The sequence below is a fragment of the Nocardia arizonensis genome (genome assembly GCF_001310275.1).
In the GTDB taxonomy this organism is placed as follows: Bacteria; Actinomycetota; Actinomycetes; order Mycobacteriales; family Mycobacteriaceae; genus Nocardia; species Nocardia arizonensis.
The window spans coordinates 154214-180833 of record NZ_LGYZ01000049.1 but is presented as its reverse complement, the minus strand read 5'-3'; the positions used below and the strand labels follow the sequence as shown (position 1 = coordinate 180833).

Genomic DNA, 26620 nt, shown 5'->3' with positions numbered 1-26620 from the left:
TATGCGGTTTCGTGGGCAAGGTGCCGGCGGTGACGTGGTCGCGATCAGCGGTGTGAACACCGTGTCGTTCGCGGTACTCGCCTCGGATGAATTGAAGGACGGTTTGCTCGGATTCGCGGTCGAACGGATCGACCCGACAGAGCACGAGCGTTATTACATGGCGGGTTTCAAGGTATTCGAATCGGTGATCCCGCATCCGCACCCCGGTGCGCAGGTCAGCACGTTCGAGCATCCGGTGCAGAGTTTCGTCTGGGACGATTTCACCGCCAAACCCGATCGCGACTACGAGTACCTGTTCCATCCGGTGAAGGGTGAACCCAAGAATCTGGACCGGTCGGCGCGGCCGTTGTCCGTCACGGTGCACACCGAGCCGCTGTTCGGCGACGGTGTGCACGACGTCTTCTTCAATCGGGGCATCGCGGGAAGTCAAGCCTATGTGCGCAGATTCGGGTCGACGCCGATCACGGAACTGCGCCCCGAGGTGCGCGCGGCGGCCTTGCGATGGCTCAGCCGCGACCTCGAGGTCGCACTGCTGCGTTTCATCGACGACTGCGCGTCGGGCGACCGATTGCTGTGCTGTTTCTACGAATTCCGTCACGAACCGGCGGCGCGGGCACTGAAGTCCGCTGTCGACCGCGGCGTGGACGTGCACATCATCGTGGACGCGAAGGACAACGAGTCCGGGGAAGGGGGCGGGGCGGGCGCAGGCGCGTTCCCCCGCGACGCCAATCTCGCCATGATCGCCGAGGTGGGCATTCCTGCGGCGAATATCGTGCTGCGCGAGGCGCGCGCGTCGGCCATACAGCACAACAAGTTCATGGTGCGGGTCACCGGGGAGGGGCCGAGCGAGGTGTGGACCGGGTCGACCAATCTTTCGCAAGGCGGGCTCGCCGGTCAGACCAATGTCGGACATCGGGTGCGCGATGCCGCGGTCGCCCAGCGCTACCTCGACTATTGGCGACTGCTGTCGGCGGACCCCGGCGGCACCGAATCCGACCCCCCGTCCGAGGTCCGGCGCAAGAACAAGCTGTTCCGTACCGCGGTGCAGGAACTCTCACCGGCGCCCGACGATCTGCGCGCGGTGCCCGCGGGCGTTACCGCGGTCTTCAGTCCGCGTCCGACCGATGCTGTGCTGCTCTCGTATTCTCGCTTACTGGATACCGCCCGGCGGCAGGGCTGCCTCACGCTCGCCTTCGGCATCGGCGCGACCTTCAAGGACCTGCTCGCCGACAACACCGTCCGCGACGGCCTGATCTTCCTGCTGCTCGAGAAGCGGGACAAACCCGACCGCGACCACCCGGAGGCATTCGTCGCGCTGAACGCGGCCAACAACGTGTACCAGGCGTGGGGCTCGTTCCTGCACGGTCCGGTGTATCAGTGGACCGAGGAAACCAATGCCGGACTGTTGGGGCTCAACCAGCACGTCAGCTACATCCACTGCAAGTTCATGCTGATCGACCCACTCGGGGCCGATCCACTCGTGGTGACGGGCTCCGCCAATTTCAGCGAGGCGTCGACCAAGGACAACGACGAGAACATGCTCGTCATCCGCGGCGACACCCGGGTGGCCGATATCTACTTCACCGAATTCAACCGGTTGTTCAATTACTACTACTTCCGCAGCGTCGCCGAGAGCATGGGCACCCGTCGCGGCGTCGGCGACGGCGTCAGCGGATTCCTCGCCGAGAACTCGACCTGGCAGAAGAAGTATTCGCCCGGCTCGTTCCGCGCCGAACGCCTGCGACTCTACGCCGAGATGCCGATCGGCCGAGATCACCGCTGAGGTGACCGTACCGCGGCGATTCCCGGGGCGGGGTCGTTGTTGTCAACGGGTCTTGGCGCGGGAGCCGTTGCGGGTGGGGTCGGCGCTGCGGGTAGTGATGCCGTACATCATGAGGGGGACGAAGGTGGTGCGGACGAAGGTTCGGGCGGCCTCGTCGTCGGCGAAATCGACTCCGGCGGACGGGGTGAGCATGAGGGAGTGGGCAAAGCGAGCGACGAGTTCGGCGACCGGCTGCGGATCGTATCGGTCGATCACGTTTCGGCTCTGCGCCGCCTGCAGGACGCTCACGATGAAGGAGATGCCTTGGGAGACCAGCTCTTCGCCGCGCACGGTGTAGAACTCGAGCGCTTCCTCGGGGGCGACGGCGAGCATCTGGGTGACGAGGGGATGGGTGCGGGTGAGCCGCAGAACGAACAGGACGGTCTCTTCGATCTGTGCCGCGATACCGGGGGTGGTCTCCACGATCGCCGTCGCCTCGGCGAGGATTCGCTGGATCTCCCGGTTCAGCACCGTTTCGATCAGATTCTCTTTACCGGAAAAGCGGCGGTAAATGGTGACCCGGTTGATGCCGGAGCGGCGGGCTATATCGTCGAGGCTGCTGCGTCGGATGCCGACCTGGAGAATGCGTTGCAGTGCCGCGTCGAGGATCTTTTCATCGAGTTCGTCATGGGCTCGCGCCATGAATCGAACATACAGAGATTGTTTCATTGGGTCAAAAATCTCCGGTGTACGACCCGGGCCCGTTACCGCATTGTGTCCTCCGCGGTGGCGGGTGCGTCCGATGACGCGGGCATGACCAGCGCGGCCCCGCATGCCCGCGTGCGGTGGTCGCCCTCCGGCAGTACGCCCGCCGTAATGGCGACCACCTCTCGGTGAAATCTATTGCGCGAGAGTGTTTTCTAATCGAAGACCGACCGTTCGGATTTTCGCCGGCGCGTCGGGACGATCATGCCGTGCGCATGTGGCCACGATCGAACGGCTACGGACAATGGCGGCTTCGGTCAACGAACTTCCGGTGCTCGATTCCCCGCGCAGGCGCATTCCTACGTATCGAAGCTACAAGTTCCGTCTCGTTGATGCATTGCCGTGAGGGCGGTCGATCCGAGGCGAACGCACCGGTCCCGCGGTGTCGACGACCTCCGGTGTGTGGTGTGACACATCGACGGCCACGGACCCGCTCCTCGGCACGCCGAAGTCGTCGAATCCACCGGCGCCGCGCGATCGGTGGCGGGGCGCCGGTGCGCGATCTCAGGCCGAGGTGCCCTCGCTGGTGCGGATGTCGACGATGGGCAGCACCAGTGCGGCGGGCGCGGACGCGGGAACCATCGGCCGCACGGGCGCGACCGGGGCGATCCGGCGGTAGCCGTCCTCCTGCGGCGGTCGGGTGTCGACCTCGCCCTTGTTCGGCCAGTATGCGGCGGCCCGTTCGGCCTGCGCGGTGATGGTGAGCGAGGGATTCACCCCGAGATTCGCCGACACCGCGGCGCCGTCGACCACGCTCAACGTCGGATAGCCGAACACCCGGTGGTAGCCGTCGATGACGCCGTGCTCGGCATCGGACCCGATGGTGGCGCCGCCGAGGAAATGCGCGGTGAGCGGGATATTGAATATCTCGCCCCAGCTGCCGCCCGCGATGCCGCCGATCTGGTCGGCCACCCGCCGGGTGACATCGTTGCCCACCGGAATCCAGGTGGGATTCGGTTGGCCGTGCCCCTGTTTGCTGGTGAGCCTGCGCCCGAACAGACCGCGTTTGGTGTAGGTGGTGATGGAATTGTCCAGATGCTGCATCACCAGCGAGATGATCGTGCGCTCGCTCCAGTTCTTGGTGCTCAGGAAGCTGATCAGATGCATCGGATGGCGCAGTACCAGCAGCAGGAAGCGCAGCCAGCGCGGAATCCGACCGCCGCCGTCGACCATGAGGGTCTGTAGCAGTCCCATCGCATTGGAGCCCTTGCCGTAACGGACCGGTTCGATATGGGTGTCGGGGGTGGGATGGATGGAGGAGGTGATGGCGACACCGCGGGTGTAGTCGACGCCCGGGGTCACCTTCTTGGTCGCCGCGCCGACGATCGACTCGGAGTTGGTGCGGGTCAGCACGCCGAGCCGGTCCGACAGGTTCGGCAGGACGCCCTCGTCGCGCATACGGAACAGCAGTTGCTGTGTGCCCCGGGTACCCGCCGCCAGCACGACCTGCGCGGCGGTGTAGGTCGCGGGTCGTTTGCGCAACCACGCGCCGGTTCGTTCGGTCGACACCGTCCACGTCCCGTCGGGTAGCGGACGCAGGCCCGTCACCGTGGTCATCGGAACGACTTCGGCCCCGGCCTTTTCCGCCAGATACAGGTAGTTCTTGACGAGGGTGTTCTTCGCGCCGTACTTGCAGCCGACCATGCAGTCACCGCATTCCACGCAGCCGGTGCGCTCGGGGCCCGCGCCGCCGAAGTACGGGTCGGCCACCGTCCGCCCCGGCTCGCCGAAGAAGACGCCGACGGGGGTCTGCACGAAGGTGTCGCCGACGCCCATGTCGTCGGCGACCTTCTTGAACACCTCGTCGGCCGGGGTCATGTGCGGATTGCGCACCACGCCGAGCATCTTCTGCGCCTGCTCGTAGTACGGGGTGAGTTCCTCGCGCCAATCTGTGATGTCGCGCCACTGCGGGTCGCGGAAGAACGGCTCCGGCGGGACGTAGAGGGTGTTGGCGTAGTTCAGCGATCCGCCGCCGACACCCGCGCCGCCGAGGATCAGCACGTCGCGCAGCAGATGGATGCGCTGGATGCCGTAACAACCGAGCGCGGGCGCCCACAGGAACTTGCGCAGATCCCAACTGGTCTCGGGTAATTCGTCGTCGGCGAACCGCTGCCCCGCCTCGAGGACCCCGACCCGATACCCCTTCTCCACCAGCCGCAGCGCGGTGACACTGCCGCCGAATCCGGAGCCGATGATCAGGACGTCGAAATCGGTCTCTCGCCGGTCCATGGGAACTCCTCGATAGTGTGACCAGTGATAACAGAAACAGTACTCCCCGGTAGGATAGGCGTCGGCGTCGGTCTGTTCTCCGAGATCCGGCGCGGAGTCAGTAATCGAGGGCGTGCTCCGGCTGACAGACGAGCATGGGGGAGGGCAGATAGCGGACGATGGCGTCCAAGAGCGGGGCCATGTCGTCACTGCGCGGGGTCGGATCGCACAGGATGGGAATGGCGTCGCCGATACGGGTGGCGCGGCGGATGCCGTCGTAGAGCCGCTGGGGCGGGAGGGTCGGTGGGTACGGGAGTTCGTCCGGGGCTTCGGTGACCGCGGCCGCGAGGTCGCGGTACCGCCGCTCGGCGACTTCCCAATGGCTTCCGTAGAATTCGGCGGCCATCGGTTCGAGTGTCCACATCGGTATCAGATCGATGACCCCTTCGAACGCGGCGCCGACGCCGAGGGGAAGGTGCAGTATCAGCGGCGTCGCCCCGCGCGTCCCTTCGATCGCGCGGACGCGGCCTTCGAAGTCGGCGGCGGGGTCGTCGAGTCCGGTGACCAGGCACATTCGCGCGACCTGATGGTCGTCGGCCATCCGTAGGATCGTCTCCAGTCGAGGAGCGCGTTGGACCGCCGCGTTCAGCACCGCGATCACCCCATCGGCGAGTCGGATCGCACGCTCCAGCGCCGCGATTGGCGCGTGGCTCGAGAACTCGGCGAATCGAATCGTGTGATCGACCCGGCTCGTGACCCAATGGAGCGCGGCTGCCGTGCCGGACCGCGTACCGGCGACGCCGCGGAGCAGGCGGCGGACGATTCGTGTCGTATCGGCGGGGTCACCGATGATCGTGACGTTGCGGATCGACTGGGGATCGATGGCGGTGGTGCCCATTGCCGTCACCGTACCTGCGGCGGATGTGTCCGCGAAGCGGATTACGGACCCGAAATAGAACGTGTTCCTATAGTGTCTGGGTCGTGCAGAAGGAACAACGCCCTGCCGTACCGGACTGGTTCACCGCGGACGACGGCGCATTGCGTCTCGTGGGAAGTCGCTGCGATGTATGCGGCACACCATATTTCCCACGGAACACGCTGGCCTGCCGCAACCCGCGGTGCGCGAGTCCGAAGGACGGCTCCGAACTGGTCGAGTACCTGTTCTCGACGCGGGGCCGGATCTGGTCCTACGCGGACGCCAGGTACAAACCGCCCCCGCCCTATGTCTCGCCCGACCCTTTCGAGCCCTATGTGGTCGCCGCGGTCGAACTCGAGGTCGAGCAGATGGTGATCCTCGGGCAGGTCGTGCGGGGTCTCACGGTCGACGACCTGGCCGTCGGGATGCCGGTCGAACTGGCTCTGGGTGTGCTGTACACCGACGAGGAAGCCGAGTACACGGTGTGGATGTGGAGGCCGGTCGATGACCCAGACGCATGATCGCGATATCGCCGTCCTCGGTGCGGGTATGCACCAGTGGGGCAAGTGGGGGCGAAACTTCGTCGAATACGGGCTGGTCGCGGCGCGCGCGGCGCTGGCCGACGCCGGAGTCGAGCACCGCGACGTCGGCTATATCGCCGGGGCGGACACGATCCGCAACGGATACCCCGGTTTCGTCTCCGGGGCGACCTTCGCCCAAGCGCTCGGCTGGTCGGGCGCGCGGATCTCGAGCAGCTACGCCGCCTGTGCCTCGGGCGCCCAGGCCATCGCCAACGCGCGCGCCCAGATCTTGGCGGGCCTGACCGACGTGGCGCTGGTGGTCGGCGCGGACGCCGCCCCCAAGGGCTTCTTCCAGCCGGTCGGCGGTGAACGCCGCGACGATCCCGACTGGTTGCGCTTCCACCTGCTCGGCGCCACCAACCCGATCTATTTCGCGCTCTACGCCCGTCGTCGAATGGCGTTGCACGGGGCCACGCTCGAGGACTTCGCCGCGGTCAAGGTGAAGAACGCCAAGCACGGGCTCAACAATCCGTATGCGCGCTACCGCAAGGAGGTCTCGGCCGAGGAGGTCGCGGCCTCGGCGATCGTCTCGGACCCGCTGCGACTGCTCGACATCTGCGCGACCAGTGACGGTGGTGCGGCGCTGGTGCTGACCTCGATGGAGTATGCCCGCCGCCGCGGCGTCGCCGATCCGGTCCGAATCCGGGCGCTGTCGACGGTCACCCCGACGTTCCCGAAGACCGTCCTCGACCTGCCGGATTTCGCGACGGACTCCGCCGTGGCCGTCGAACCACCGCCGCGCACGTTCCGTTCCGCCATCGCGCACGCCGCGTACGAGGAAGCCGGACTCGGGCCCTCGGACCTGTCCTTCGCTGAGGTCTACGACCTGTCGACCGCGCTGGAGTTGGATTGGTACGAGGACATCGGGCTCTGTGAGATCGGTGGCGCCGAGGAACTGCTGCGCGGCGGCGCGACGACCCTGGGCGGGCGCGTGCCGGTGAACCCCAGTGGCGGGCTGGCCTGCTTCGGCGAGGCGATCCCCGCCCAAGCGATCGCCCAGATATGCGAGCTCACCTGGCAATTGCGCGGGCAGGCCGACGGTCGCCAGGTTGACGGCGCCCGTGCGGGCATCGCGGTCAATCAGGGTCTGTTCGGTCACGGATCGGCGATCATCGCCACCCGCTGAACCCCGGCCGCGCGACATGGGCACCGCCCTTCCCGACGACGTCGTCGAGAAGGGCGGTGAGTCGTGTGTGACCCGAGGACGGCCCGCCCGTCGGGTGTTTCGGTCACCGTCGGGTCTTCCACCACGCGACAGTGGCGGCCACGGCCTGCTCCAATGGCGTCGGCGCAAGACCGAGTCGCCGTTCGCTCGCGGTCGAGTCGAACTCGACCGGCCCGCCGAGGTGGTAGCTCATTTCGGCCATGGACCGCATCATCGGGCTGACCAGGCCGAGCGACTTGATCATCCACGGCGTCAAGGTCATCACACCCGGCTTGTCGACACCGGCCGCCGCACCGATCATCGCGACGAGTTCCCGCTGGGTGATGGCGGACGCGGTCGGGGCGTGCAGGAACGAGTTCCACAGTGCTCGGTCGGCGGCCGCCGCGATCATGGCGGCGGCCAGATCCGGCACGTAGGTGAACGAGTGCGGTACGTCGAGTCGTCCGAGCGCCCTGCCGCGCCGTCCGGCGACGAGCGGTTCGAACAGGTTCTCACCCGCCACCGAGGACAGCACATGGGGTCCGAGGAAGTCGGCGGCGGCGATGCTGACCGTCGGAGTGGCGTGTGCCTCGCGGGCGCGCAGCAAGGCGGCGCGGACCGCGGGCTTGCCGAAATCGGCGGTGCGCGGCATGTCCTCGCCGATGCGGCCGAAGACCTTGCCGTAGGAGTAGACGCTCTCCGGGAAGGCGACCACGGTGTCCGCGCGGCCCGCTTCGGCCAGGACCAGCTGTTCGGTGCTCGGCAATTCCGCCCACCACGTCTTCGCCTCGTACTTCGAGGCGTGCACGCAGTGATAGACCGCAGCGGCGCCGTCGAATTGACCGGCCAATTGCGCGGGATCGGTGACATCGACGCGGCGGCGCTCGACGAGCGGATGGTCGGGGCCGCCGCCGGAGCGGGTCAGCACGCGCACCGTGTGCCTGATCTCGGCGAGCTGTTCGGCGACGGTGGTTCCGACGGGGCCGGCTCCGGTGACGATGTGCAGTTCGGTCATGGTTCGCACCCTTTCTGAATGCCGCGATGTGCGCGGTGTTCCCTTTAGAGAGCGTCGCTCTCGTTACGATATGGAGCATGCGCCGAACGATCCGCGCTTGTCAAGAGCAGTGCTCTCATTAGTTGACATCGCTCTCCGGAGCGAGCATGGTTGCGATATGCCGACAACACCTAGGGCGCGCGCCCGCGCCCAGACAATGGAAGACATCGTTCGGATCGGCCGCGAACATCTGGCGACCGAAGGCGCGGCGGCGCTGTCGCTGCGCGCGGTGGCACGTGACCTCGGGGTGGTGTCCTCGGCCGTCTACCGCTACGTGAGCAGTCGCGACGAACTGCTCACCCTGCTCGTCGTCGACGGGTACACCGCACTCGGCGACGCGGTGGACGCGGCGCTCGCCGAGGCGCCCGACGATCCCGCCGAACAGTTCCGTGTACTCGGGCGCGCGGTGATGCGCTGGGGTCGTGCCGAACCTGCCCGCTACGGGCTACTTTTCGGCACACCGGTGCCCGGCTACGACGCGCCCGCCGAGCAGACGACCGTGCCCGGTACCCGGGTCGTGGTCGCCATGCAACAGATCTTCGCCCGCGCCCACGAGCGCGGCCTGCTGACCGCGCCGGACCGCGACGAGCCCGTATCCGCCGCGCTCGCGGGCAGTTTCGCGGTGATCCGGGAGTTCTTCGGACTCGATCTGCCCGACTGGCTGATCGTGCGCGGGGTTACGGTGTGGCCGTCGTTGTTCGGCGCGGTCACCTTCGACGTCTTCGGCCAGTACGGTTCGGACACCTTCGCCGATCGCGACGAATTGTTCGAGCTCCAACTCGACCGGCTGCTCGCCCTGGTCGGCTTTCGCGACGAATCGTGATGCGGCAGGGTGACTGTCCCCGTCGGGTGTGCGCCGATCCGGTCGACCACCGTGCACCGGCCCGCGAATGCCCTCGCGGCGCGCGTCATCGCGCGGTGCGGTCGCGCTTGCCCGCGGTGCGAGGGCACGGCGCGGGGCGGGGCCGGACATACGAAACGAGTACCGGACATCGAAACCGCAACGGCTCGGCGCGATTACGGTCGAACCCGCGCCGACCTGCGCGCCGAGGCGCTTTTCGACCCCCCGGAGTACCCCGTTCGGGGCGGTGTCATACTTCTCATCTCGTGCTGAACGCGAGCGTTCGGCGCTCGCGCGCTATTCTGCTGACAGCATCGCGGAAATACACCGAACGACAGTGCTGAATTAGACACAAGGGGGCTCCTATGGCCGAGAAGGTAACTGTCACCCTGGTCGACGACTTCGACGGAACTTCGATCGCCGACGAAACCGTGCAATTCTCCCTGGATGGCGTCGATTACGAAATCGACCTGTCCACGCCGAACGCCACGGAGCTTCGCAATTCGCTGGCGATCTGGATCGAAAAGGCGCGCCGCACCGGAGGTCGGACCAAACGGTCCCTGATCGTCAAGGCGCCGTCGGCCGCGGATCGTGAACGCAGTGCGATCATTCGCGATTGGGCTCGTCAGAACGGACACCCGGTATCCGCGCGGGGTCGCGTCGCCTCGGGCGTGGTCGAGGCGTACGAGCGCGCGACGGCCTGAGTCGGGCCGCTGGGACACCTCACAAGCGGGATTCGCTGCCTTTCGGAGGTTTGCCCGAGTCGGGCGGTCGTCCATAATATCGCGGCAGCACCCCGTTACCGTCGGCAACGAGGTTTCGGCCGCGGAGGGAGTGCGATGGACGTGAATGGTCGGTGGGATTCCGAGTGGCGTCCCACGGTGTCGCGCGGATCCCTCGGCAAGGCGGGGGCCGAGTTCCGCGCCGCGCTACGGGACGGACTGGATCGGGCCATCGCGTTACTGGATGACCTGGACGAATCGGGTCTGGTCCTGGCACGACTCGAATTCGCGGTGGCGGAGCGGGCGCGCGAGGGCGTTCCGGTCGAGGCGGTATTGCGCGCGGTGCACGACAGTGTCCGGCGGGCTCTCGACGCCGTCGCCGCGGCGGCACGATATTCGGTTTCGGAGCCGAGAGCCGATGGCGTGCGGATGTCGGAGATCCTGGAATTGCTGACCGCCACGGTGAACCGGGCGTACGGATCGCCGTGAACTCATCCGACAACCGGCGGTGAACCGCGTACCGGAATTCGAACCCATACGCGGCATCGAGCGGTGGATTCAGGCGGTGCGATAACTGCGGGCCACGAGCGCGGACCGTAAGTACCACAAACCGGATGGTTGGGTCGGGTCGAATCCGATCAACGCGCCAATTCTTTTCAATCGATAATCGATCGTGTTGGTGTGGACGTGCATCAGCCGTGCGGTGCGCTGGCGGTTGAGGTTGTTGGCGATGTGCAGCCGCAACGTCTCGAGCAGATCAGGGTGATCGTCGAGCGGATCGAGCAGGGCGCCCAGGTATTCGCGTCCGGGCCCCGGGCGGGTCAACTGGTATTCCAGCGCCATATCATCGAAGCGATACAGTCCGTTCGCGCAGCGCAGCCGCCGCACCATATCGAGCAATTCGTGCGCCTGTTCGGCGGCCTGCGGAATCTGGGTGGCCGCGGCGTCGACCACCGTCGCCGTGATGGGCACTCGCGCCGCCTCCGACAGTTCCCGGATCAGCGACTCCAGGCCCGCGTCCGAGCGCTCGGTCTGCGGGACGAGCACGGTGCCGCCATCGGCGTTCAACAGCGCCAGCGGCGGCTCGCCGCGCGAGGCGCTCAACTGGAGCAGTACCCGGCGCAGGGTTCGGCGGGCCACGAGTTTGGCGTCCAGCCGCGGGTCGCGCTCCTCCGGATGCGGGGGAATGGCAAGGGCGAGCACGGAATACGCGTCCGCGATCTCGACGCCGCATTCGCGGGCCATGGTCGCCGAACTGTGCCCGCTCAACAGCGCGGAGGTCAGTGTGTGCAGCGCGGTGTGCTGCTCGCCGCCGACCGTGCGGAGCTCCCGTACGTACCCGACCGAGATGGCCGAATTCATCGTGTCGAGGATTTCCACCGCGAGTTTCGTGCCGTCCACGAAGTGGTCGGTGATCTGCGCGTGCCCCACCATGAGATCCAGTCCGAGGGCGAAGCCGTCGTGCACCGCGCGCTGCACGGTGTCGATCGGCACGCCCTCGCGCGCCCAGCCTGCCGCGGCGTTCTCCAATTGCCTGGTCTTGTCGGCGATGTCGTGTCCGTCGAGCATACTCACCGCCAGTTGCAGGCAGATTCGGGTCACGGCGGTGACGTCGCCGCTCGAGACATCGCCGGTCGCCGGGCCGTAGGCGCTGGTGACCCGCCCGACGACCTGTCTGGTGAGCATCCGTACGTCCTCGAGCGTGACATCGTCGAGCGACGCCGCGCGACTGACATCATCGACCGTCATGGTGGCTCCTCTGCTACCGGGTTCGGCACCCCTGAGCGGCCACGGTAGCCCCTTCCGCAGCGGACGTGCAGCCCTTTTCGCGTGACCTGTCAGAGCGCCGACGCGCGCCGCCGCCGCTTTGTGGGGTCTCACACGAACCATCGTGCGACGCGCGTTAGCCCGGCCCGGATGATCGGGGACGCATATGCTTTCGCACCGACTTGCGCGGACCCCGTCGGCGTCTCCGAGCAGCCGACGGGGGCGAGTTCCCGGGCGCGGAACGCGCAGAACCCGGGACGATTGGCGGGGGCGGGAACCCCGAAGGGGTCACGGTCCGTGGAGCCGCGCCCAACCCTGAGACGCCACGAATTGACAGCTCATCCCGAGTCCCGGGGTTGACTCAGTACCCGGTCGTCTGGATTCGTAGCCGCGGGGTGCGACCCGCTCCCGGAGGGAAGTGTATACCGCGCCGGGCGGTGCCGCCCGGCGCGGTGGCAAGGGCCCTCCGGTGGGCGGCCCGGAGGCGCCTACGACGCGGGACTGGCCTCGAGATCGTTCTCGGCCCGCCCCCCGGCCCGTTCGGCCGCGCTCCGGGGAATCGTGAAGGTAGCGACCAGGCAGCCGGTCGCGATGACGAAGCAGGCGATGGTGTACCAGAGGTTGCCGATCGGGTCGCCATTCGCGGTGATCCCGTTCTCCGCGGCGAGGAAGTCGGGCAGCGCGCTGGCCCACAGCAGCGCCATGACCGCGAGATAGGCGATGCCGTAGTACTGGACGAACCGATTGGTGTAGCTCTCGGCGGGCCGCTCCCGGCGCAATCGCAGCCACTGACGGCCGAGTGCCACGACCGCGACGACCGTGACAGCGACCAGTTCCGCCGCGTACAGGAAGCCGCGCGCGGTAGTGCTGCCCGCGCCGAATACCGTTGCGGGAATGGGCAGTATGCCGGTGCCGAGTGAACCCAGCACGCCGACGAGGATGGTGCGCCACACGATTTGCGGGCCGGTGAACGACTGTCCCCGATCCACGTGGCGACCGACGATCAGCTGGACGAACAACGCCAACGACATGGGCCACAGCGCCGCGAACACCACGACGCTCGGCAGCGGCACCGAATCGAACATGGGTTGGTTGAGCGGATTGTCGACCGTCCATGCCCACCAGCGCAATTGAGGTCCGATGTGATCGAAGACCTCGTAGAAGGCGTGGTGCACGAAACCTACGCAGACCGCGCCGACCAGCACGCCGTAGCGCCGGAAGACCCCGAGCACGCGGACGATCTCGAAGGCGATCGTCGCCATGAACGGATAGATCGCGACGATGTATATCGGCAGTCGGCCCCACAGGAAGTCGACGGTGAACACGTTGTGCGCGAACATCGTGTCGACGTGTTCGTCGATTCCGAAGGCCGCCGGGAAGTACAGCGGCGGTTCGATGATGAACAGGTAGGCGGTCGCTCCGAACCACACCACGAGGTTGGTGGGATCACGGTGGCGACGCCAGCGGTCGATCGCGTAGACCAGTGCGAGTACCGCGCCGAGCACGATGGTCAACTCGAGGACCGGAAGCGTCCAGTTCTCCAGGCCGAAGGGATTGCGGAACTCCACCGGTCCGCCCGCCTCGTCGCACGAGAAACCCAGTCGCTGGGCCAATTCCGCGAAGGTCGCGGCACAGTGTTCGGCCATCAGTTGCCTCGCTGGGTGCCGAGGGTGTCGGCGGTGTACCAGTGCGTGACGTCGTAGCCCGCGTCGTATCGGTCGAACCACACGCCCGCGAGTTCGGGCAGGTTCTCGTGCTCCGGATTGTGTTTGGGCAGTTGGCTGCGGACGACGCCGACCAGCGCGACGAGTTGTTCACGCAGCGGCAGGTCGTCGAAGGCGCGCGGCATCGGCCCGCGGTCCACGTAGGTGACGCCGGGCAGCCACTTGCGCAGCCGCTGCATCCGACGGTAGGTCGCGAACATCGACAGGGCGTCGACGCCGCGATCTTCCAGCGGCACATGCTCGTTGAAGCCCTCGCACGCGATGCGGATGACCTTCATGACGTGCCGGAAGATCGACGGCGCCATGCGCATGCGGTAGACATCGCTGCCGACGATCGAATCGAAGATGATCAGCGCCGAACTGCGGTGTTCGACCTCTTCGACGAAGTGCCACAGGAACAGTGAGGCGACCCGGTCGTCGCCGGGCCGGAACAGCGTCGCCTCGTTGTCGAGCATCAATTTGAAGACCGGCGTGAAGGTCGCCTCGAGGTCGGCGGTGTAGGCCAGTCGGTAGTCCAGGGAGGTCTCCACGGTGAGGCGGTCGAATTCCCCGATGACCTCGTTGAGGGTTTCCCGCAAGCCGGGGAACCGCTCGATCAGGCCGTTGACGTGCTGGCGGTGCGCGGTCGAATGCTGGCCTTCCTGACGCACGAACGCGTCGGCCTCCTCGGCCACCGCCGGGTCGGTGATGCGCGGCATGGCCTCGCGAATCATGTTGACGATCATCTTCTCGAAGCCGATCGCCAGGAAGGATACGGCGTTGGCCATCGAGGAGAAGGCCGGGTTCTGCTCGTTCCACAGGAACGGCACGTCGTAGTCGGCGAATGCGAACCGCATCTTTCGGACCTGTAGGTCGGTCACTGGCTCATCCTCTGTCGTGCGGGAACGGTCGGGCCGGACCCCTCGGGGCCGAAGCAGCTAAATCATACATAACCTGTTCTATTTGTATGATAAGAATCGGAATATCGTGTTGAGCTGGGAGAACGTCATGTCTGGCGCCCTGTGGTACCGTCAGGTTCCCTGAGCTGCGCGGTCTCCGGTCGCGGACGTTGTGGCACCCAAACGGATACGGTTCGAGTCGAGGTGGCGGGCGGTGGCAGGTAGGCGCGGGTGGGGCGGCAACCCGCCGGGCAGTGACGAGGAGGCGTCGGCTCGAATCGTCGCCGCCGCGGTCGAACTCATCGGCCGCACCGGCGCGGCGATCGGCATCGCGGATGTCGCGGAATCGCTCGGCGTCATCCGCCAGACCGTGTACCGCTATTTCCCGAGCGCCGACGCGCTCATGCAGGCGGCGGCCTTCGCCTCGGTCGACGGCTTCCTGGACCGGCTGGCGCGGCAGGTCAGCGGGATTCGCGATCCGGCCGAGGCCATGACCGAAGGGGTCATATTCACCCTCACCGCGGTGCGTCAGATCCCGCACCTGGGCATCGTGCTCTCCAAGACCTACGCCAACGACCACACCGAGGACATCACCTCCAAGGAAGCGCACAGCTTCGGCATGGCGATGCTCGACCGCTTCGACGTCGACTGGGAACGGTACGGATACGACGAGTCCTCCCGCCACGACCTGGTGGAATTCGTCCTGCGCACCATGCAGTCGTTCTTCATCTCCCCGGGCAACCCGCCGCGCGCCGAGGACGATCTGCGCCGCTATCTGCGCCGCTGGATGGGCAGTGCCATCGCGGCGCAAGCCGCCGAGCGGTCGGGGACCGAACAGGTGGATCACGGGTAGGGCGGCCCATTCGGAGAACGAGCCGACACGGTTCGTGATCACCGCCGGGGATCGGCCTCGACCCATCGCCGCCGAATGTGCGGGGGCGGTGACGCGCGGTCCGCGCATTGCGATCACAATGAGTCGACCCGTCGCATCGGAGCGGGGGTCGATGGTCCACTGAGTGGGCCGCGGGGCGAGCACGTTCCGCGTCCGATATCGCGATGAGAGATCTGTCAGCGTCATGAGCAACACCGTCTTCCGCCTCGAGACCCCGTTCGATCGCATTCCGAGGCGGCGGCCCGGCGCTTCGACCAGCCGATAGTCACGGGAGCGGCGAGACCTCCACGTTTTCCACGCCATGACGGATATGGCCGGACGTCTGATTCCGGTATTGGGTTCTGTTCTCGCCGCATTGGCGTTGATCGTCGGCAGTACGCCGCGAACCGACAGTGCCATCGAATATGTCGCCCTCGGCGATTCGCGCGCCGCGGCGCCCGACCGCGGCGTCGGCGGCGGGTTCGACGGCTGCGGACGCAGCGGCAACGGCTATCCCGTGCAGGTCGCGAACGCGCTGCGGCCGCGCGCCTTCATCGATGTAACCTGCTCGGGCGCGACCTCGGCGAACGTCGTCGACTCGGCGCAGGTGACCACCGCCGCCAACGGCCGACGGCGCGAGGCCGCACCGCAGGTCGAGGCGCTGCGCGCGACCACGACGCTGGTCACCATCAGCATCGGCGGCAACGACCTGCGGTGGTGGGGTCTGGTGGCCGCCTGCTTCCCGCCCGAACAGACCGTCGACGCCGGATGCCGATTCGACCGTGGCGCGCAGGAGCGCATCGACCGGAAACTCACCGAACTCGACGGTCTCGTCGCCGCCGACCTCGACGCCGTCGTCGCGCGGGCGCCCAAGGCCACCGTGGTGGTGGTCGGGCACGGCGGGATCTACGGGTCGAGCGGATGCGGCGACGCGGCCACCGTCTCCACGCCCGACGCGGCCTGGGTGTCGAACTTCTTCCGCGGCGTCGACGACGTGTTGCGCGCACAGGCACTCGCGCACCACGCGCTGTTCGTCGACGTGCGCGACGCGGCCGCGGGACATGAATCGTGCGCGCCGGTCGACCGGCGCTGGTTCGCGGGCAATACCGCCGTCGGGTCGACACCCGAACGGCATCCGACACCGGCGGGCAGCCGCGCCATCGCCGAGCTGGTGCTGGACGCGCTCGGCTGCGCACGCGCCTCGTGCGACCGGCTCGCCTCCACGTCAAAGTGAGTTCGTAGGGCCGAACCCGATCCCCGCATATGGCCGAAGCTGTTCACCAACCGGTCAACCCGAGTCGTTGACGTCACGGAATGATCGACTTCGCCGCCTCCCCGCGCTCATCGTCGGCCGCGCCCGCGACATCATCGGCTCGTGACCGACGCGGAACAGCCGGCCGAGCGCGGTGTCAGCGATCGCGCGGAGCGAGCAGCCCCGATTCGTAGGCCAGGACGACGAGTTGGGCGCGATCGCGGGCGTGCAGTTTGGTCATGGCTCGGTTGACGTGGGTTTTCGCGGTCGATGGGCTGATGACCATCCGGTCGGCGATCTCGTCGTTGGACAGGCCACGGGCGACGAGGGTTACCGCCTCACGTTCGCGGGTGGTCAGTTCTTTCAGTCCGGCGCCGGTGTACAACGGTTGCGTGACGTACCGGTTGATCAGGCGACGGGTGATCGAGGGCGCGAGCAGTGCGTCGCCGCGGGCGGCGACGCGCACCGAGTGCAGGAAGTCTTCTGGGCGAATGTCCTTGACGAGGAAGCCGGCCGCGCCGGCTCGCAGCGCGTGGAAGACGTATTCGTCCAAGCCGTAGTTGGTCAGGATGACGACGTGCACGCCGACCAGCGCGGGGTCGGCGGCGATCCGCCGGGTCGCCTCGATGCCGTCCACGCCGGGCATCCGTATGTCGATGAGCGCGATGTCGGGAAGGTATTGCCCGGCGAGCGCGACCCCTTCGCTCCCGTCGGCGGCCTCGGCCACCACTTCGATATCGTCCTCGAGGTCGAGAAGAGCGCGGAATCCGCTGCGGATGAGCGGTTGGTCGTCGACCAGCAGAACGCGGATCATGTCGGCTCCACCGGGAGTTCGGCCCGGACGGAGAAGCCGCCGTCGCCGCGCGGCGCCGCGCGCAGCCGACCGCCGAGTGCGGTGACCCGTTCGTGCATCCCGAGCAGTCCGACGCCGTGCACCGGCAGCGTACCGGGTGTGGTGGTCTTGCCGTCGTCATCGACGTGTACGACCAGGGCGTCGGTTCGGTAGTCGATGCGGACCGATGCCCTCGCCCCGGCGGCGTGCCGGGCGATATTGGTCAGCGATTCCTGAACGATTCGGTAGACGGTGCGGTCCACCGCGGCCGGAACGTCGTGGCGTTGTCCTTCGATCGTCAGCGTCGCGTCCAAACCCGTTGTGCGGGCCCGTCTCACCAGTTCAGGAACGTGGTCGAGCCCGTGGCGCGGTGCGAGTTCGTCCTCGCGCAGTGCTTCCAGTGTCGCTCGGAGTTCACGGGCCGCCTCACGTGCGGCCTCTCGGATCGCCAGGAGGGCCTCCGGCACTTCTTCGCCCTTTTTGCGGGCCACGTGAACGGCGGCCTCGGATTGCACTGTGATGACCGAGATCTGGTGGGTGAGCGAATCGTGCAGCTCCCGCGCGATGTGCAGCCGCTCCTCGTCGGCGCGGCGGCGCGCGGTCTCCTCGCGCGTGCGCTCGGCCTCGTCTGCCCGCCGTTCGGCTTGCCGCAGCGCCTCACCGGCCGCGCCGGCCGCGATCAACCAGGCCAACTGGAGCGCGTCCCGGGCGTGTGCGAACGCATCACCCACGGACCAGTCGTGGTGCGCGACCAGCGTCGCGAACGGCAGCGTCGCCACCATGAACACCGAACCCGCCACCGCGCCGCGCCTGTTTCCTGCCCGCACCGTGGCATAGACCGCGATCAGATACGCGACGGCGGGAACCTCGAAACCTATTGCCTGGTAACCCAATACGCACGATCCGGTCACGGCCAGCACGGCGACCGGTGCCTCGCGGGCCGCGACCAGTGCGAGACCGCCGAGTATCAACAGCGCGTAACCGAGTGCGCCGAGACCCGTGGGGGAGTGCTGGGAGTGCTGCCCGGACAACGCGGTGACCAGCAGCACCGCTGCGGCCGCGACGGCGAGCGCGCAGTCTCCGATGCGGATCCGCGCCCTGGCCATGTCTTCACCTTAACCGGGAGTTCGCGCGAGCGACTCCCGCGCGCGGAGTATCGATCGGCTACCGCGCGCGCGGTAGTGCCACGCGATCTCCTGTGGCGGCGGTGGTAGTGCGAATTGTCCACGGCTGCGGGACGATCGGCGGCGGGTCCGGCGACATCATGAAGTGACATCGAGTCGTTCGACGAAGGAGCCCGTCATGTCCGTCCGCCGCCTTCCAGCTGCCGTGGCAGCCGCCCTGTCCGCGGGTGTCGCATTCGCCGCACCGGCGACGGCCTCGGTCCAGCAGACCGCCGCTGTCGCAGGCATCACTCCCGGGCGAGTGGGACCGACCCTGACCGCGCTGGTAGGGCTGATCGGCGTGGTAATCGGCAGCGTGGCCCTGGCCCGCGCCGGACGTATGGGCATCGTCAACCGGCGGCGCTCGGCCATCGCGGCGCTGGGGTCGAGCCTGATAAGCGTGGTCCTCGGCGTGGTGTTCGCGGCCACGGCCGACGGCGGGCCCGGCACCGGCAACGGGATCGTCGGGGCTTTCGCCGCCGTGGTGCTCGGGCTCGTCGGTGTGGTTCTCGGTGGACTGACCCTGAACCGCTCTACTCGCGCCGACCGTGTCGGCTGACCTCGGCGCCGCCGCTGAAATCGCCACCCGCGTCCACTATCTGCTTGCGACTCTCACCGCCCTCGACCCCGGCCCCGGCGGGCGCCAGATCCTGATCGCCGACCCCGCGGGCAACCTGATCGAATTGTTTCAGCCCGCCGAGTCGCGCGCCGCGACACCCGCGCGATCAGCTGCCGGAATCGGCGCGGCGGACGACCATGCCCCAGCGCAGCAGGAGTAGGGCGCCGACCAGGAACAGGGCAAGAGCCGCGTAGACGAGCCAGCCGTAGTCGGCGCACCAGGTGGAGAATTTGTCGACCATCGGCAGCGGTGTGATCAGCATTGTCACGGCCAGCAGGATGGCGGGAATCCCGAGCGGGGCGGCGGAGTCCGGGTCGTGCCGGGTGGAGATTGTCATGGTGGTCACCTGGGGTCGCTGGTCATGCCGAGGTCCTTCGGGTCCGGGATGTTTCTTCCATTCGAACCTAGGCCGGGAGCTGATCGGGCGACCGCAGGCATCGGTCCCCGGGTGGAGGGTCTTTGTGCCCGCGTCGGCGGTGGCCGATCGTGGCGTGTGTCGCGGTCGGATGACCCGTCATGCCGTGCTTTCGTCGCCGCCGGACTGCCAGGCGTGCGCGCGGCGCGCGTACGGCCATCGGTGGCCGTCGTTGCCGCGCAAGGGGTTCGACGGCAGGCGGCGAGCCGTCAGCCCGCGATCAGCACATCTGTGACCGGGCGGCGCGGTGTGCGCGGCGGTCGCGGCGCGGTGGCGACGCCGACGCGGACGAAGATCTGCGGGTGGGGGTCGCCGATGGCGTCTATCACCCGCGCGCGGCCCGCGGGCAGTTCGGTGAGATGACTCATGACGCAGCTCGACAGGCCCGCGGCGGTGCATTCCAGCAGGATCGCCGACAGCGCCTCGCCGCAGGCCAGCAGTGACTCGATGGCGTCGTCGTGGCTCGCGAGGGCGACGATATGGCTGTGGTCCTCCGACTCGCTGCCGAGATCGGCGGTGCCGGGGAGGAATTCGCGATTCAGCGAAACCGGCGCGGTGTCGGTGCGCGGCGGCAGGGCCGAGGCGGGGACGCCCGCGTCGGGGCCCGCGCCGCCGAGCCACCAGTTGAGTTCGGCTTGATAGCCGGGGTCGCGGCGGCGCAGCGCCGAGGCGCTCGAGGAGACCCGTGCGAGTTCCGTGCGGGTGCGGTCGTCGATGGGCACGAGGCGGATGTCGCGGCGTCGGCACAGTTCGATGAGCAGCGGTGTCAGCTCGGGCCACTGCTCGGCCGGGGCGTACGGCGCGCGATCGGAGTAGCGGTCCTCGATGGCGGCCGCGAGTTGGACCTCGGCGGCCGGTGGTTCGCGGCGGCCGCGGAATTCCAGTGTCGCCAAATGGGTGCGGTCACTCGGCTGCGGGAATCGCTCGACCCGGATGTCCCAGCCGCGTCCGGCCCAAGCCGTCATCGCGTGGTCCAGGACCGCGCCGCAGCCGATGATGCCCTGACGGTTGAAGGCATCGGTATCGGGCAGCAACCGTCCGGCGTCGACCGACAAGGCGAGACGGCGGCCGTCCCAACGCCAGCGCCACGGTTGGCTGTTGTGCAGGGAAGGGGCACGGTCGGCGCGCTCCACCACCGCGCGGACCGTGGCCTCGTCAGGAGTGGTGGGTTCCATCGCGCCTCCTCGGTGGGCACCGAGCGCTGTTGCCGGGGACCTGTCAACAATACTTACCCGGCCGCGAGCATGCCGGATACGCGCCCGTCGGTGGCGCCGCCACCGAGCCATCCACCGCGTTCCACGCCACGCGGCCATGATCGACTGCGCATTCCGCCGCGGAGTGTCACAGTGGGGGAATGCGGGCATGGAGAGTGCGGACGCCGGGGCCGGTCGATACGTCCCCGATCGCGATGGAGGACGCCGCGATGCCGGAACCGGGCCCCGGTGAGATCGCGGTGCGGGTGCTCGCCTGCGGCGTGTGCCGGACCGATCTGCACGTCGTGGAGGGCGACCTCCCGGTGCACCGGGACGGGGTGGTGCCGGGCCACGAGATCGTGGGCGAGGTGATCGCGGTGCCGTCCGAGAGCGCCGGCCTCGCCGTGGGCGATCGGGTGGGAATTCCGTGGCTGCGCCACACCTGCGGGATCTGCAAGTACTGTCTGCGCGGTGCGGAGAACCTGTGCCCGAACTCCCGCTACACCGGATGGGACGCGGACGGCGGATACGCCGAATATGCCACGGTGTCGGCGGATTTCGCGTTGCGCCTACCGCCGGGATACGACGACGAACACCTGGCGCCGTTGCTGTGCGCGGGCATCATCGGCTATCACGCACTGGTGCGCGCGGAACTTCCCCGGGGCGGAGTGCTCGGCATCTACGGATTCGGCGGCAGCGCCCATCTCACCGCACAGGTCGCCTTGGCGAACGGGGCCAGGGTGCATGTCATGACCCGTGGCGAAGCCGCCCGCGATCTCGCCCTGTCGCTCGGCGCGCACTCGGTGCAGGGGGCCTATGATCCGCCGCCCGAACCGCTCGATTCGGCGATCCTGTTCGCGCCCGTCGGCGACCTGGTCCCGCCCGCCTTGGCGGCGCTCGACGCGGGCGGTACGCTCGCCTTGGCCGGCATCCATCTCACCGATGTCCCGCCGTTGAACTATCAGCGACATCTGTTCCGCGAAAGGCAGATTCGCAGCGTCACGTCCAACACCCGACGCCAGGCCGAAGAATTCCTCGAATTCGCCCGAGACCACCCGTTGCACGTCACGACACACCGCTACGCTCTCGACCGTGCCGACCACGCGCTCGGTGACCTCGCCCACGGCAGATTCGACGGTGCGGCGGTGCTCATTCCCTGAACCGACGGATCGAGTACGGAACGGGTCGATGCTCCGAATGTCATACCGTCCCTGGCACACCGGCGCGTCGGCCCGCCTCCCGAATAGTGTATGAGAAGCGGGCCGGCCGCCGCCGCAGGCGTGGATGACACCGCGAGATACAGCATTGTCGGACCGGCAGGTGAGCAGAGCGGGACGGATACCGAGATTGCCTGCCAGGCATAGTGTTTGGCGAAGCATCTCGGTCCCGTACCCGTTTCTGCGGTGACGGGGATCGACGATGTAGTACTCCGACCAGGCCATGCCGGGCAGGTAGTCCTTGGCGAAGATCGTGCCGTCGGTGGTGATCGCCGCCCGGAGGTAGAGAAAGGCTTCCTCGTCGTGCGGTTGCAGCGGTCGCACGATCAGCGCAGCGGCGGTCATGGGCTCGATGCTGCTGCGCTGCGGTCGGCACACGCAACCGGATTTCGACCGAAGCCGGAGGCGGCTGTGGCCGACTCCGGGCGGGTGCGCGCGGTCGCAGCCACCCGGCCGAGCGCGGCACCATCGATCGGCGTCGTGGTCTTACGAGTCCGGGAGCCCATAGCGGCAGACTCTAACCGAAACCGCTGGTCGGCACGCCGACGATCACCGTAGCTGCTCACCGATCGGCCGGGGCCTGGTCCGGCCGGGCGTGGTGACGAACTGTGCGATGGCGTCGAGCCCCGGCTGGTAGCCATCGGTGGTGTCCACGCTCAGCTGCGCGACGTCCATGCTCACGGGCACGAAGGAATCCGCGGTGCGGGTTCCGGCGGCGATCTCGGCGAGCAGGCCCGCGTCGTTGTGGGCGCGCCGGTGGGTGTCGTGCTCGGCGCGATGGGCGATCCGGTCGTGGAGCACTGGTTGTGGGGCGGTGCAGTGGATGATGCGGATTTCGGCGAACTCGGCGACACGCTCGAGGTTCGGTCGCCACAGCTTGTCCTGGAACGCGGCTTCGGCGACCGCGCTGACACCGCCGCGGGCCAGCGTGGTCAGCACGTCGAAGAAGGTGCGCAGGACCGCGATGTTGAGGTCGTCGTAGTCGCCGTCACGCGGCGGCGTGGTGGCGGCGACCATTCCCTGTTTGATCTCGTCGCGGATGATCGCCGGGATCCCGACGCGCTCGGCCAGGGCGTGGGCGAGGGTGGATTTCCCAGACCCCGGAGGGCCGGACACCACGGCGATCACCGGGTCCTGGACGGAAGTGGGCATGGCGCATTGTGGCAGGTCACTCATCGTCACGGGTCCGGGTGTCGGTGGTGCAGGGTTTGGTGAGCCGGTAGGCGATGCCCGCCACGAGCCCGTCGGCGCGCCCACCGCGCTCCCGGGGCGTCGAACCGCCGCAAACTCAATTTGTCAGTGGTGACGAGTCGCCGCTGACACTTCAGCATGCGATTTCCAGCGCGCTCCCCGGCGCGATCCAGCCACCCGGAATCGGCCTTTGACCAGCCGTTTGCTGACATCCGGTGACGATTGTTACTGACACGTATGACGAATCCGCAGGTTGCCAACTGACACCGAAATGACGAGTCTCACATCGGATTCGCCACACCGAACGCGCCGCCGAGGGTTGGCCGCCGGGGGAGCGGGTATCGCACGATCGTGGTGATCGGTGATGATTGCGTCGATGGGGTGCCGCCGTGGTGATGGGATTGCCGGATTCGATCGAAGCCGCCCTGTTCGACCTGGACGGTGTGCTGACCAGTACCGCGGCGCTGCACAGGCGTGCGTGGAAACAGGTGTTCGACCGATTCCTCGCCGACCGTGCGGGACCGGGCTACCGGCCCTTCGACGAGCGGGACTACCTGGACTTCGTGGACGGCCGCCCGCGCCAGGAGGGGGTGCGGGAATTCCTGCGCGCACGCGGGATCACCCTGCCCGACGGCGAGCCGGGCGACGCCGCGGACGCACCGACGGTATGGGGAGTGGGGAACCGCAAGAACGAACTGCTGCTGGCCATGATCGATCGCGAGGGCGTGCACGCCTATCCGGGTTCGGTGGACTACGTTTCGGCCGTGCGCGAACACGGACTCCGGGTCGCCGTGGTCACCTCCTCGGCCAATGCCGCGGCCGTGCTGGCCGCCACGAACCTCGATCGGCTCATCGACATCCGCGTAGACGGGACCACCATCGCCCGCAGGGGACTGAAGGGCAAGCCCGCACCCGATTCGTTCCTCGCCGCCGCCGCGGACCTCGGTGTCGAACCGGGCCGGGCGGCGGTGTTCGAGGACGCGGTATCCGGGGTCCGGGCGGGCCGGGCGGGCGGATTCGGCTACGTCGTCGGCGTGGACCGGGTCCGCGACGGGCGACACGACAAGGCGCTCGCGGTGGGCGGCGCGGATATCGTCGTCACCGACCTGTCGGAACTGAAGGGTGAGCGGTGAACCGGCGACTGGGCGGATTCGATATCGCCGATTGGGAATTGCGCCGCAGCGGATCGGAATTGGCGGACCTGACACGCACGGAGTCGGTATTCGCCCTCTCCAATGGCCATATCGGCCTGCGCGGTGGCCTGGAGGAAGGGGAGCCGGTGGGCACCCCGGGCACCTATCTCAACGGTTTCTACGAGAAACGCGACTTCCCTTACGCCGAACCCGGATACGGCTATCCGCAGCACGGTCAGGCCGTCGTCAACGTGACCGACGGCAAGATCATCCGCCTGTTCGTCGAGGACGAACCGATGGATCTGCGTTACGGGCACACCGAGAAACACGTACGGGTGCTGGACTTCCGGTCGGGCACACTGCGCCGCGAGACGGTGTGGACCTCGCCGACCGGCCGGCGGGTGCGCCTGCGCACCGAGCGGCTGGTGTCGTTCACCGAGCGCGCGCTGGTCGCCATTCGATACGAGGTCGAGGCGCTCGACGACGATCTGGATCTGGTCATCCAATCGGATCTGCTCACCAATGAACCGATCGTCACCGCCGGTCAGGATCCGCGCCTGGCCGCGGCGCTCGACCGTCCGCTGGTCGCCGATTTCGCCGTTACCCGCGACTGCTCGGCGCTGCTGGTACACCACACCCGCACCTCCGCACTGCGCATGGCGGCCGGCATGGATCACGAACTGGTCGCCGCCCGGACCCCGCGCACCGACATACACGCCGAGGAGGATCTCGCGCGGCTGACCATCGCGGTGGACGTCGCGCGCGGCGACAGTATCCGCCTGACCAAGTATGTGGGTTACGGCTGGTCGGGCCAACGGTCGGTGCCCGCGCTGCGCGCGCAGGTGGACGCCGCGCTGGCTGCGGGAATGGAAACCGGCTGGGATAGGCTGCTCGAACGTCAGCGCGCCTATCTGGACAATTTCTGGTCCAATGCCGATGTCGAAATCGACGGCGATGCGGAAATGCAGCAGGCGGTCCGATTCGCGCTGTTCCATGTCTTGCAGGCGGGCGCGCGTGGTGAATCGCGCGCCATTCCCGCCAAGGGGCTGACCGGTCCCGGCTACGACGGGCATGCGTTCTGGGACACCGAGATTTTCGTCCTGCCGGTACTCACCCACACCATGCCGGTGGCCGCCCGCGACGCACTGCGCTGGCGCCATTCGACCCTGGAGCCGGCGCGGCGGCGCGCGCGCGAACTCCGTCAGGCCGGGGCGATGTTCCCGTGGCGGTCCATCAACGGCGAGGAGGGATCGGGATACTGGCCCGCCGGAACCGCGGCGATGCACGTCTCGGCCGACATCGCGCACGCGACACTGCGCTATCTGGCGGCGACCGCCGACGAGGAATTCGCAACCGGTTGCGGCGCAGAGCTTCTGGTGGAGACGGCACGTCTGTGGGCGAGCCTGGGACACCGCGACACCGACGGTTCCTTCCGTATCGACGGCGTCACCGGCCCCGACGAGTACTCCGCACTGGCCGACAACAACGTCTACACGAATGTGATGGCGCAGCAGAATCTGTACGCGGCCGCCGACGTCTGCCGCCGCCGCCCCGATCTCGCCGAGCGGTTCGGCGTCGAGGCCGCGGAGATACAGAACTGGACCGACTGCGCCGACATCATGGCCATGCCCTACAACGACGATCTGGGTGTGCACGAACAGGCCGCCGGATTCACCCGACACGCGCGGTGGGATTTCGCGGCGACGCCGCCGGAGAACTATCCGCTGCTGCTGCACTATCCGTATTTCGACCTGTATCGCAGACAGGTCGTCAAACAGGCCGATCTCACCCTGGTGATGTATCTGTGCCCCGACGTATTCACCACCGAGCAGAAGGCACGCAACTTCGACTACTACGAACGGCTGACCGTGCGCGATTCCTCGCTGTCGGCGTGCGCGCAATCGGTGGTGGCCGCCGAGGTCGGACACCGCGAATTGGCCTACGACTATTTCGTGGAGACCGGACTCACCGATCTGCACGATTTGCACGACAATGTCGGCAGCGGTCTGCACATAGCCGCGCTGGCCGGAACCTGGCTGTGCTGTGTGAGCGGATTCGGCGGGATGCGCGTGCGCGCCGACGGATTGAGTTTCGCGCCGCACCTGCCACCGGCGCTGACGAGGATGACGTTTCGAATCCTGTGGCGCGAGAGCCGGATATCGGTGGAGATGGACCCCGAGCAGGCCACCTACCGCCTGTTGTCCGGCCCGCCGGTGGACCTGCGGCACCACGGCCGGTATTTCGCCCTCGGCGAGGACCCGTTGGTGCTGGACATACCGCGGTCGCCGTCATTGCCCGGTCCCGAGTTGCCGCCGGGACGCGAGCCCTATCGACGCGGGCGCTGACCGCCCGCGTATCGCCGTCCGTCGAGC

General features: G+C 67.7%; 24 protein-coding genes and 2 pseudogenes. 13 read left to right on the top strand and 13 right to left on the bottom strand.

Translation table 11 applies throughout. From position 1 onward, the window contains the following. The first annotated feature begins 34 nt into the window (after positions 1 to 34). A complete protein-coding gene (locus tag APZ21_RS08830) occupies positions 35 to 1783 on the top strand; it encodes a phospholipase D-like domain-containing protein (protein ID WP_054812740.1) in 1749 nt (582 codons plus the stop codon). Between the two features lie 42 nt (positions 1784 to 1825). Here APZ21_RS08830 and APZ21_RS08825 read toward each other — a convergent pair whose 3' ends face one another. The 3 genes from APZ21_RS08825 to APZ21_RS08815 all read right to left on the bottom strand — a co-directional run bounded on the left by APZ21_RS08825 (position 1826) and on the right by APZ21_RS08815 (position 5633). Further along, positions 1826 to 2464, bottom strand: a complete 639-nt coding sequence (locus tag APZ21_RS08825) for a TetR/AcrR family transcriptional regulator (protein WP_054812739.1) — start codon at positions 2462 to 2464, stop codon at positions 1826 to 1828. Between the two features lie 567 nt (positions 2465 to 3031). Next, positions 3032 to 4756, bottom strand: a complete 1725-nt coding sequence (locus APZ21_RS08820; protein WP_054812738.1) for a GMC oxidoreductase — start codon at positions 4754 to 4756, stop codon at positions 3032 to 3034. Positions 4757 to 4853: 97 nt separating this feature from the next. Next, positions 4854 to 5633, bottom strand: coding sequence for a hypothetical protein (locus APZ21_RS08815; protein WP_054812737.1), 780 nt, complete (start codon positions 5631 to 5633; stop codon positions 4854 to 4856). Positions 5634 to 5716: 83 nt separating this feature from the next. On the opposite strand from APZ21_RS08815, the gene APZ21_RS08810 reads away from it, so the two are divergent. Then, positions 5717 to 6172 (top strand): Zn-ribbon domain-containing OB-fold protein, encoded by a 456-nt coding sequence (locus tag APZ21_RS08810; RefSeq protein ID WP_054812736.1) that lies wholly within the window; start codon positions 5717 to 5719, stop codon positions 6170 to 6172. Beyond that, positions 6156 to 7358 carry a lipid-transfer protein gene (locus APZ21_RS08805; RefSeq protein ID WP_054812735.1) on the top strand — a complete coding sequence of 401 codons (1203 nt, stop codon included), beginning with the start codon at positions 6156 to 6158 and terminating at the stop codon, positions 7356 to 7358. The genes APZ21_RS08810 and APZ21_RS08805 overlap by 17 nt, the downstream gene beginning before the upstream one ends. Before the next feature lie 103 nt (positions 7359 to 7461). On the opposite strand, the gene APZ21_RS08800 is transcribed toward APZ21_RS08805, so the two are convergent. Then, the gene (locus tag APZ21_RS08800; protein WP_054812734.1) at positions 7462 to 8391 is read right to left on the bottom strand and encodes an NAD-dependent epimerase/dehydratase family protein; all 930 of its coding nucleotides are present in this window, start codon (positions 8389 to 8391) and stop codon (positions 7462 to 7464) included. Between the two features lie 157 nt (positions 8392 to 8548). On the opposite strand from APZ21_RS08800, the gene APZ21_RS08795 reads away from it, so the two are divergent. From APZ21_RS08795 to APZ21_RS08785, 3 genes are all read left to right on the top strand, one after another. Continuing rightward, entirely contained in the window at positions 8549 to 9253 is a 705-nt protein-coding gene (locus tag APZ21_RS08795) for a TetR/AcrR family transcriptional regulator (protein WP_054812733.1), read from the top strand. A gap of 383 nt (positions 9254 to 9636) precedes the next feature. Further along, the gene (locus tag APZ21_RS08790; protein ID WP_054812732.1) at positions 9637 to 9975 is read left to right on the top strand and encodes a histone-like nucleoid-structuring protein Lsr2; all 339 of its coding nucleotides are present in this window, start codon (positions 9637 to 9639) and stop codon (positions 9973 to 9975) included. A gap of 135 nt (positions 9976 to 10110) precedes the next feature. After that, positions 10111 to 10482, top strand: coding sequence for an RsbRD N-terminal domain-containing protein (locus tag APZ21_RS08785; protein ID WP_054812731.1), 372 nt, complete (start codon positions 10111 to 10113; stop codon positions 10480 to 10482). A 69-nt stretch (positions 10483 to 10551) separates the two neighbouring features. Here the strand turns inward: APZ21_RS08785 and APZ21_RS08780 are convergent, their stop codons facing one another. The 3 genes from APZ21_RS08780 to APZ21_RS08770 all read right to left on the bottom strand — a co-directional run bounded on the left by APZ21_RS08780 (position 10552) and on the right by APZ21_RS08770 (position 14344). Beyond that, positions 10552 to 11742 (bottom strand): PucR family transcriptional regulator, encoded by a 1191-nt coding sequence (locus APZ21_RS08780; protein ID WP_054812730.1) that lies wholly within the window; start codon positions 11740 to 11742, stop codon positions 10552 to 10554. 506 nt (positions 11743 to 12248) lie between these two features. Continuing rightward, positions 12249 to 13406: a hypothetical protein gene (locus APZ21_RS08775; protein ID WP_054812729.1), complete on the bottom strand. Its 1158-nt coding sequence runs from the start codon at positions 13404 to 13406 to the stop codon at positions 12249 to 12251. Beyond that, positions 13406 to 14344, bottom strand: a complete 939-nt coding sequence (locus APZ21_RS08770) for a metal-dependent hydrolase (RefSeq protein WP_054812728.1) — start codon at positions 14342 to 14344, stop codon at positions 13406 to 13408. Before APZ21_RS08770 ends, APZ21_RS08775 begins: the two co-directional genes overlap by 1 nt. A 232-nt stretch (positions 14345 to 14576) precedes the next feature. On the opposite strand from APZ21_RS08770, the gene APZ21_RS08765 reads away from it, so the two are divergent. After that, positions 14577 to 15215, top strand: coding sequence for a TetR/AcrR family transcriptional regulator (locus APZ21_RS08765; RefSeq protein ID WP_054812727.1), 639 nt, complete (start codon positions 14577 to 14579; stop codon positions 15213 to 15215). A gap of 349 nt (positions 15216 to 15564) precedes the next feature. Beyond that, positions 15565 to 16467: an SGNH/GDSL hydrolase family protein gene (locus tag APZ21_RS08760; protein ID WP_162240323.1), complete on the top strand. Its 903-nt coding sequence runs from the start codon at positions 15565 to 15567 to the stop codon at positions 16465 to 16467. Positions 16468 to 16642: 175 nt separating this feature from the next. Here the strand turns inward: APZ21_RS08760 and APZ21_RS08755 are convergent, their stop codons facing one another. Further along, a complete protein-coding gene (locus tag APZ21_RS08755) occupies positions 16643 to 17299 on the bottom strand; it encodes a response regulator (RefSeq protein WP_054812725.1) in 657 nt (218 codons plus the stop codon). Continuing rightward, positions 17296 to 18423: a sensor histidine kinase gene (locus APZ21_RS08750; RefSeq protein WP_054812724.1), complete on the bottom strand. Its 1128-nt coding sequence runs from the start codon at positions 18421 to 18423 to the stop codon at positions 17296 to 17298. Before APZ21_RS08750 ends, APZ21_RS08755 begins: the two co-directional genes overlap by 4 nt. A gap of 196 nt (positions 18424 to 18619) precedes the next feature. Here APZ21_RS08750 and APZ21_RS08745 point away from each other — a divergent pair, with 196 nt between their 5' ends. Together APZ21_RS08745 and APZ21_RS36170 are read left to right on the top strand one after the other, a co-directional pair. Further along, the gene (locus APZ21_RS08745; RefSeq protein WP_054812723.1) at positions 18620 to 19039 is read left to right on the top strand and encodes a DUF6223 family protein; all 420 of its coding nucleotides are present in this window, start codon (positions 18620 to 18622) and stop codon (positions 19037 to 19039) included. Positions 19040 to 19109: 70 nt separating this feature from the next. Continuing rightward, positions 19110 to 19187: pseudogene (locus APZ21_RS36170) on the top strand (VOC family protein); the annotation flags it as partial. Between the two features lie 18 nt (positions 19188 to 19205). Here APZ21_RS36170 and APZ21_RS08740 read toward each other — a convergent pair. Both APZ21_RS08740 and APZ21_RS08735 read right to left on the bottom strand, forming a co-directional pair. Beyond that, positions 19206 to 19436, bottom strand: a complete 231-nt coding sequence (locus tag APZ21_RS08740; protein WP_156370882.1) for a hypothetical protein — start codon at positions 19434 to 19436, stop codon at positions 19206 to 19208. Between the two features lie 287 nt (positions 19437 to 19723). After that, entirely contained in the window at positions 19724 to 20689 is a 966-nt protein-coding gene (locus APZ21_RS08735; RefSeq protein WP_054812721.1) for an Acg family FMN-binding oxidoreductase, read from the bottom strand. 179 nt (positions 20690 to 20868) lie between these two features. On the opposite strand from APZ21_RS08735, the gene APZ21_RS08730 reads away from it, so the two are divergent. Further along, entirely contained in the window at positions 20869 to 21867 is a 999-nt protein-coding gene (locus APZ21_RS08730; protein WP_054812720.1) for a zinc-binding alcohol dehydrogenase family protein, read from the top strand. A 123-nt stretch (positions 21868 to 21990) separates the two neighbouring features. Here APZ21_RS08730 and APZ21_RS36290 read toward each other — a convergent pair. Then, positions 21991 to 22149, bottom strand: a pseudogene (locus APZ21_RS36290) (GNAT family N-acetyltransferase); the annotation flags it as partial. A 324-nt stretch (positions 22150 to 22473) separates the two neighbouring features. Next, positions 22474 to 23100 (bottom strand): P-loop nucleotide/nucleoside kinase family protein, encoded by a 627-nt coding sequence (locus tag APZ21_RS08725; protein WP_204249068.1) that lies wholly within the window; start codon positions 23098 to 23100, stop codon positions 22474 to 22476. Positions 23101 to 23510: 410 nt separating this feature from the next. Here APZ21_RS08725 and APZ21_RS08720 point away from each other — a divergent pair, with 410 nt between their 5' ends. Together APZ21_RS08720 and APZ21_RS08715 are read left to right on the top strand one after the other, a co-directional pair. Further along, positions 23511 to 24248, top strand: a complete 738-nt coding sequence (locus tag APZ21_RS08720) for an HAD family hydrolase (RefSeq protein ID WP_156370880.1) — start codon at positions 23511 to 23513, stop codon at positions 24246 to 24248. Then, positions 24245 to 26593 carry a glycoside hydrolase family 65 protein gene (locus tag APZ21_RS08715; RefSeq protein ID WP_054812718.1) on the top strand — a complete coding sequence of 783 codons (2349 nt, stop codon included), beginning with the start codon at positions 24245 to 24247 and terminating at the stop codon, positions 26591 to 26593. Before APZ21_RS08720 ends, APZ21_RS08715 begins: the two co-directional genes overlap by 4 nt. Positions 26594 to 26620 lie beyond the last annotated feature (27 nt).

Coding starts and splice junctions, on each gene's coding strand:
- APZ21_RS08725 (WP_204249068.1), bottom strand. CDS start 23,100: ATGAGTGACCTGCCACAATGCGCCATGCCCACTTCCGTCCAGGACCCG.
- APZ21_RS08820 (WP_054812738.1), bottom strand. CDS start 4,756: ATGGACCGGCGAGAGACCGATTTCGACGTCCTGATCATCGGCTCCGGA.
- APZ21_RS08780 (WP_054812730.1), bottom strand. CDS start 11,742: ATGACGGTCGATGATGTCAGTCGCGCGGCGTCGCTCGACGATGTCACG.
- APZ21_RS08760 (WP_162240323.1), top strand. CDS start 15,565: ATGGCCGGACGTCTGATTCCGGTATTGGGTTCTGTTCTCGCCGCATTG.
- APZ21_RS08730 (WP_054812720.1), top strand. CDS start 20,869: ATGCGGGCATGGAGAGTGCGGACGCCGGGGCCGGTCGATACGTCCCCG.
- APZ21_RS08745 (WP_054812723.1), top strand. CDS start 18,620: ATGTCCGTCCGCCGCCTTCCAGCTGCCGTGGCAGCCGCCCTGTCCGCG.
- APZ21_RS08750 (WP_054812724.1), bottom strand. CDS start 18,423: ATGGCCAGGGCGCGGATCCGCATCGGAGACTGCGCGCTCGCCGTCGCG.
- APZ21_RS08785 (WP_054812731.1), top strand. CDS start 10,111: ATGGACGTGAATGGTCGGTGGGATTCCGAGTGGCGTCCCACGGTGTCG.
- APZ21_RS08790 (WP_054812732.1), top strand. CDS start 9,637: ATGGCCGAGAAGGTAACTGTCACCCTGGTCGACGACTTCGACGGAACT.
- APZ21_RS08825 (WP_054812739.1), bottom strand. CDS start 2,464: ATGGCGCGAGCCCATGACGAACTCGATGAAAAGATCCTCGACGCGGCA.
- APZ21_RS08795 (WP_054812733.1), top strand. CDS start 8,549: ATGCCGACAACACCTAGGGCGCGCGCCCGCGCCCAGACAATGGAAGAC.
- APZ21_RS08805 (WP_054812735.1), top strand. CDS start 6,156: ATGACCCAGACGCATGATCGCGATATCGCCGTCCTCGGTGCGGGTATG.
- APZ21_RS08800 (WP_054812734.1), bottom strand. CDS start 8,391: ATGACCGAACTGCACATCGTCACCGGAGCCGGCCCCGTCGGAACCACC.
- APZ21_RS08740 (WP_156370882.1), bottom strand. CDS start 19,436: ATGACAATCTCCACCCGGCACGACCCGGACTCCGCCGCCCCGCTCGGG.
- APZ21_RS08720 (WP_156370880.1), top strand. CDS start 23,511: ATGGGATTGCCGGATTCGATCGAAGCCGCCCTGTTCGACCTGGACGGT.
- APZ21_RS08755 (WP_054812725.1), bottom strand. CDS start 17,299: ATGATCCGCGTTCTGCTGGTCGACGACCAACCGCTCATCCGCAGCGGA.
- APZ21_RS08775 (WP_054812729.1), bottom strand. CDS start 13,406: ATGGCCGAACACTGTGCCGCGACCTTCGCGGAATTGGCCCAGCGACTG.
- APZ21_RS08815 (WP_054812737.1), bottom strand. CDS start 5,633: ATGGGCACCACCGCCATCGATCCCCAGTCGATCCGCAACGTCACGATC.
- APZ21_RS08735 (WP_054812721.1), bottom strand. CDS start 20,689: ATGGAACCCACCACTCCTGACGAGGCCACGGTCCGCGCGGTGGTGGAG.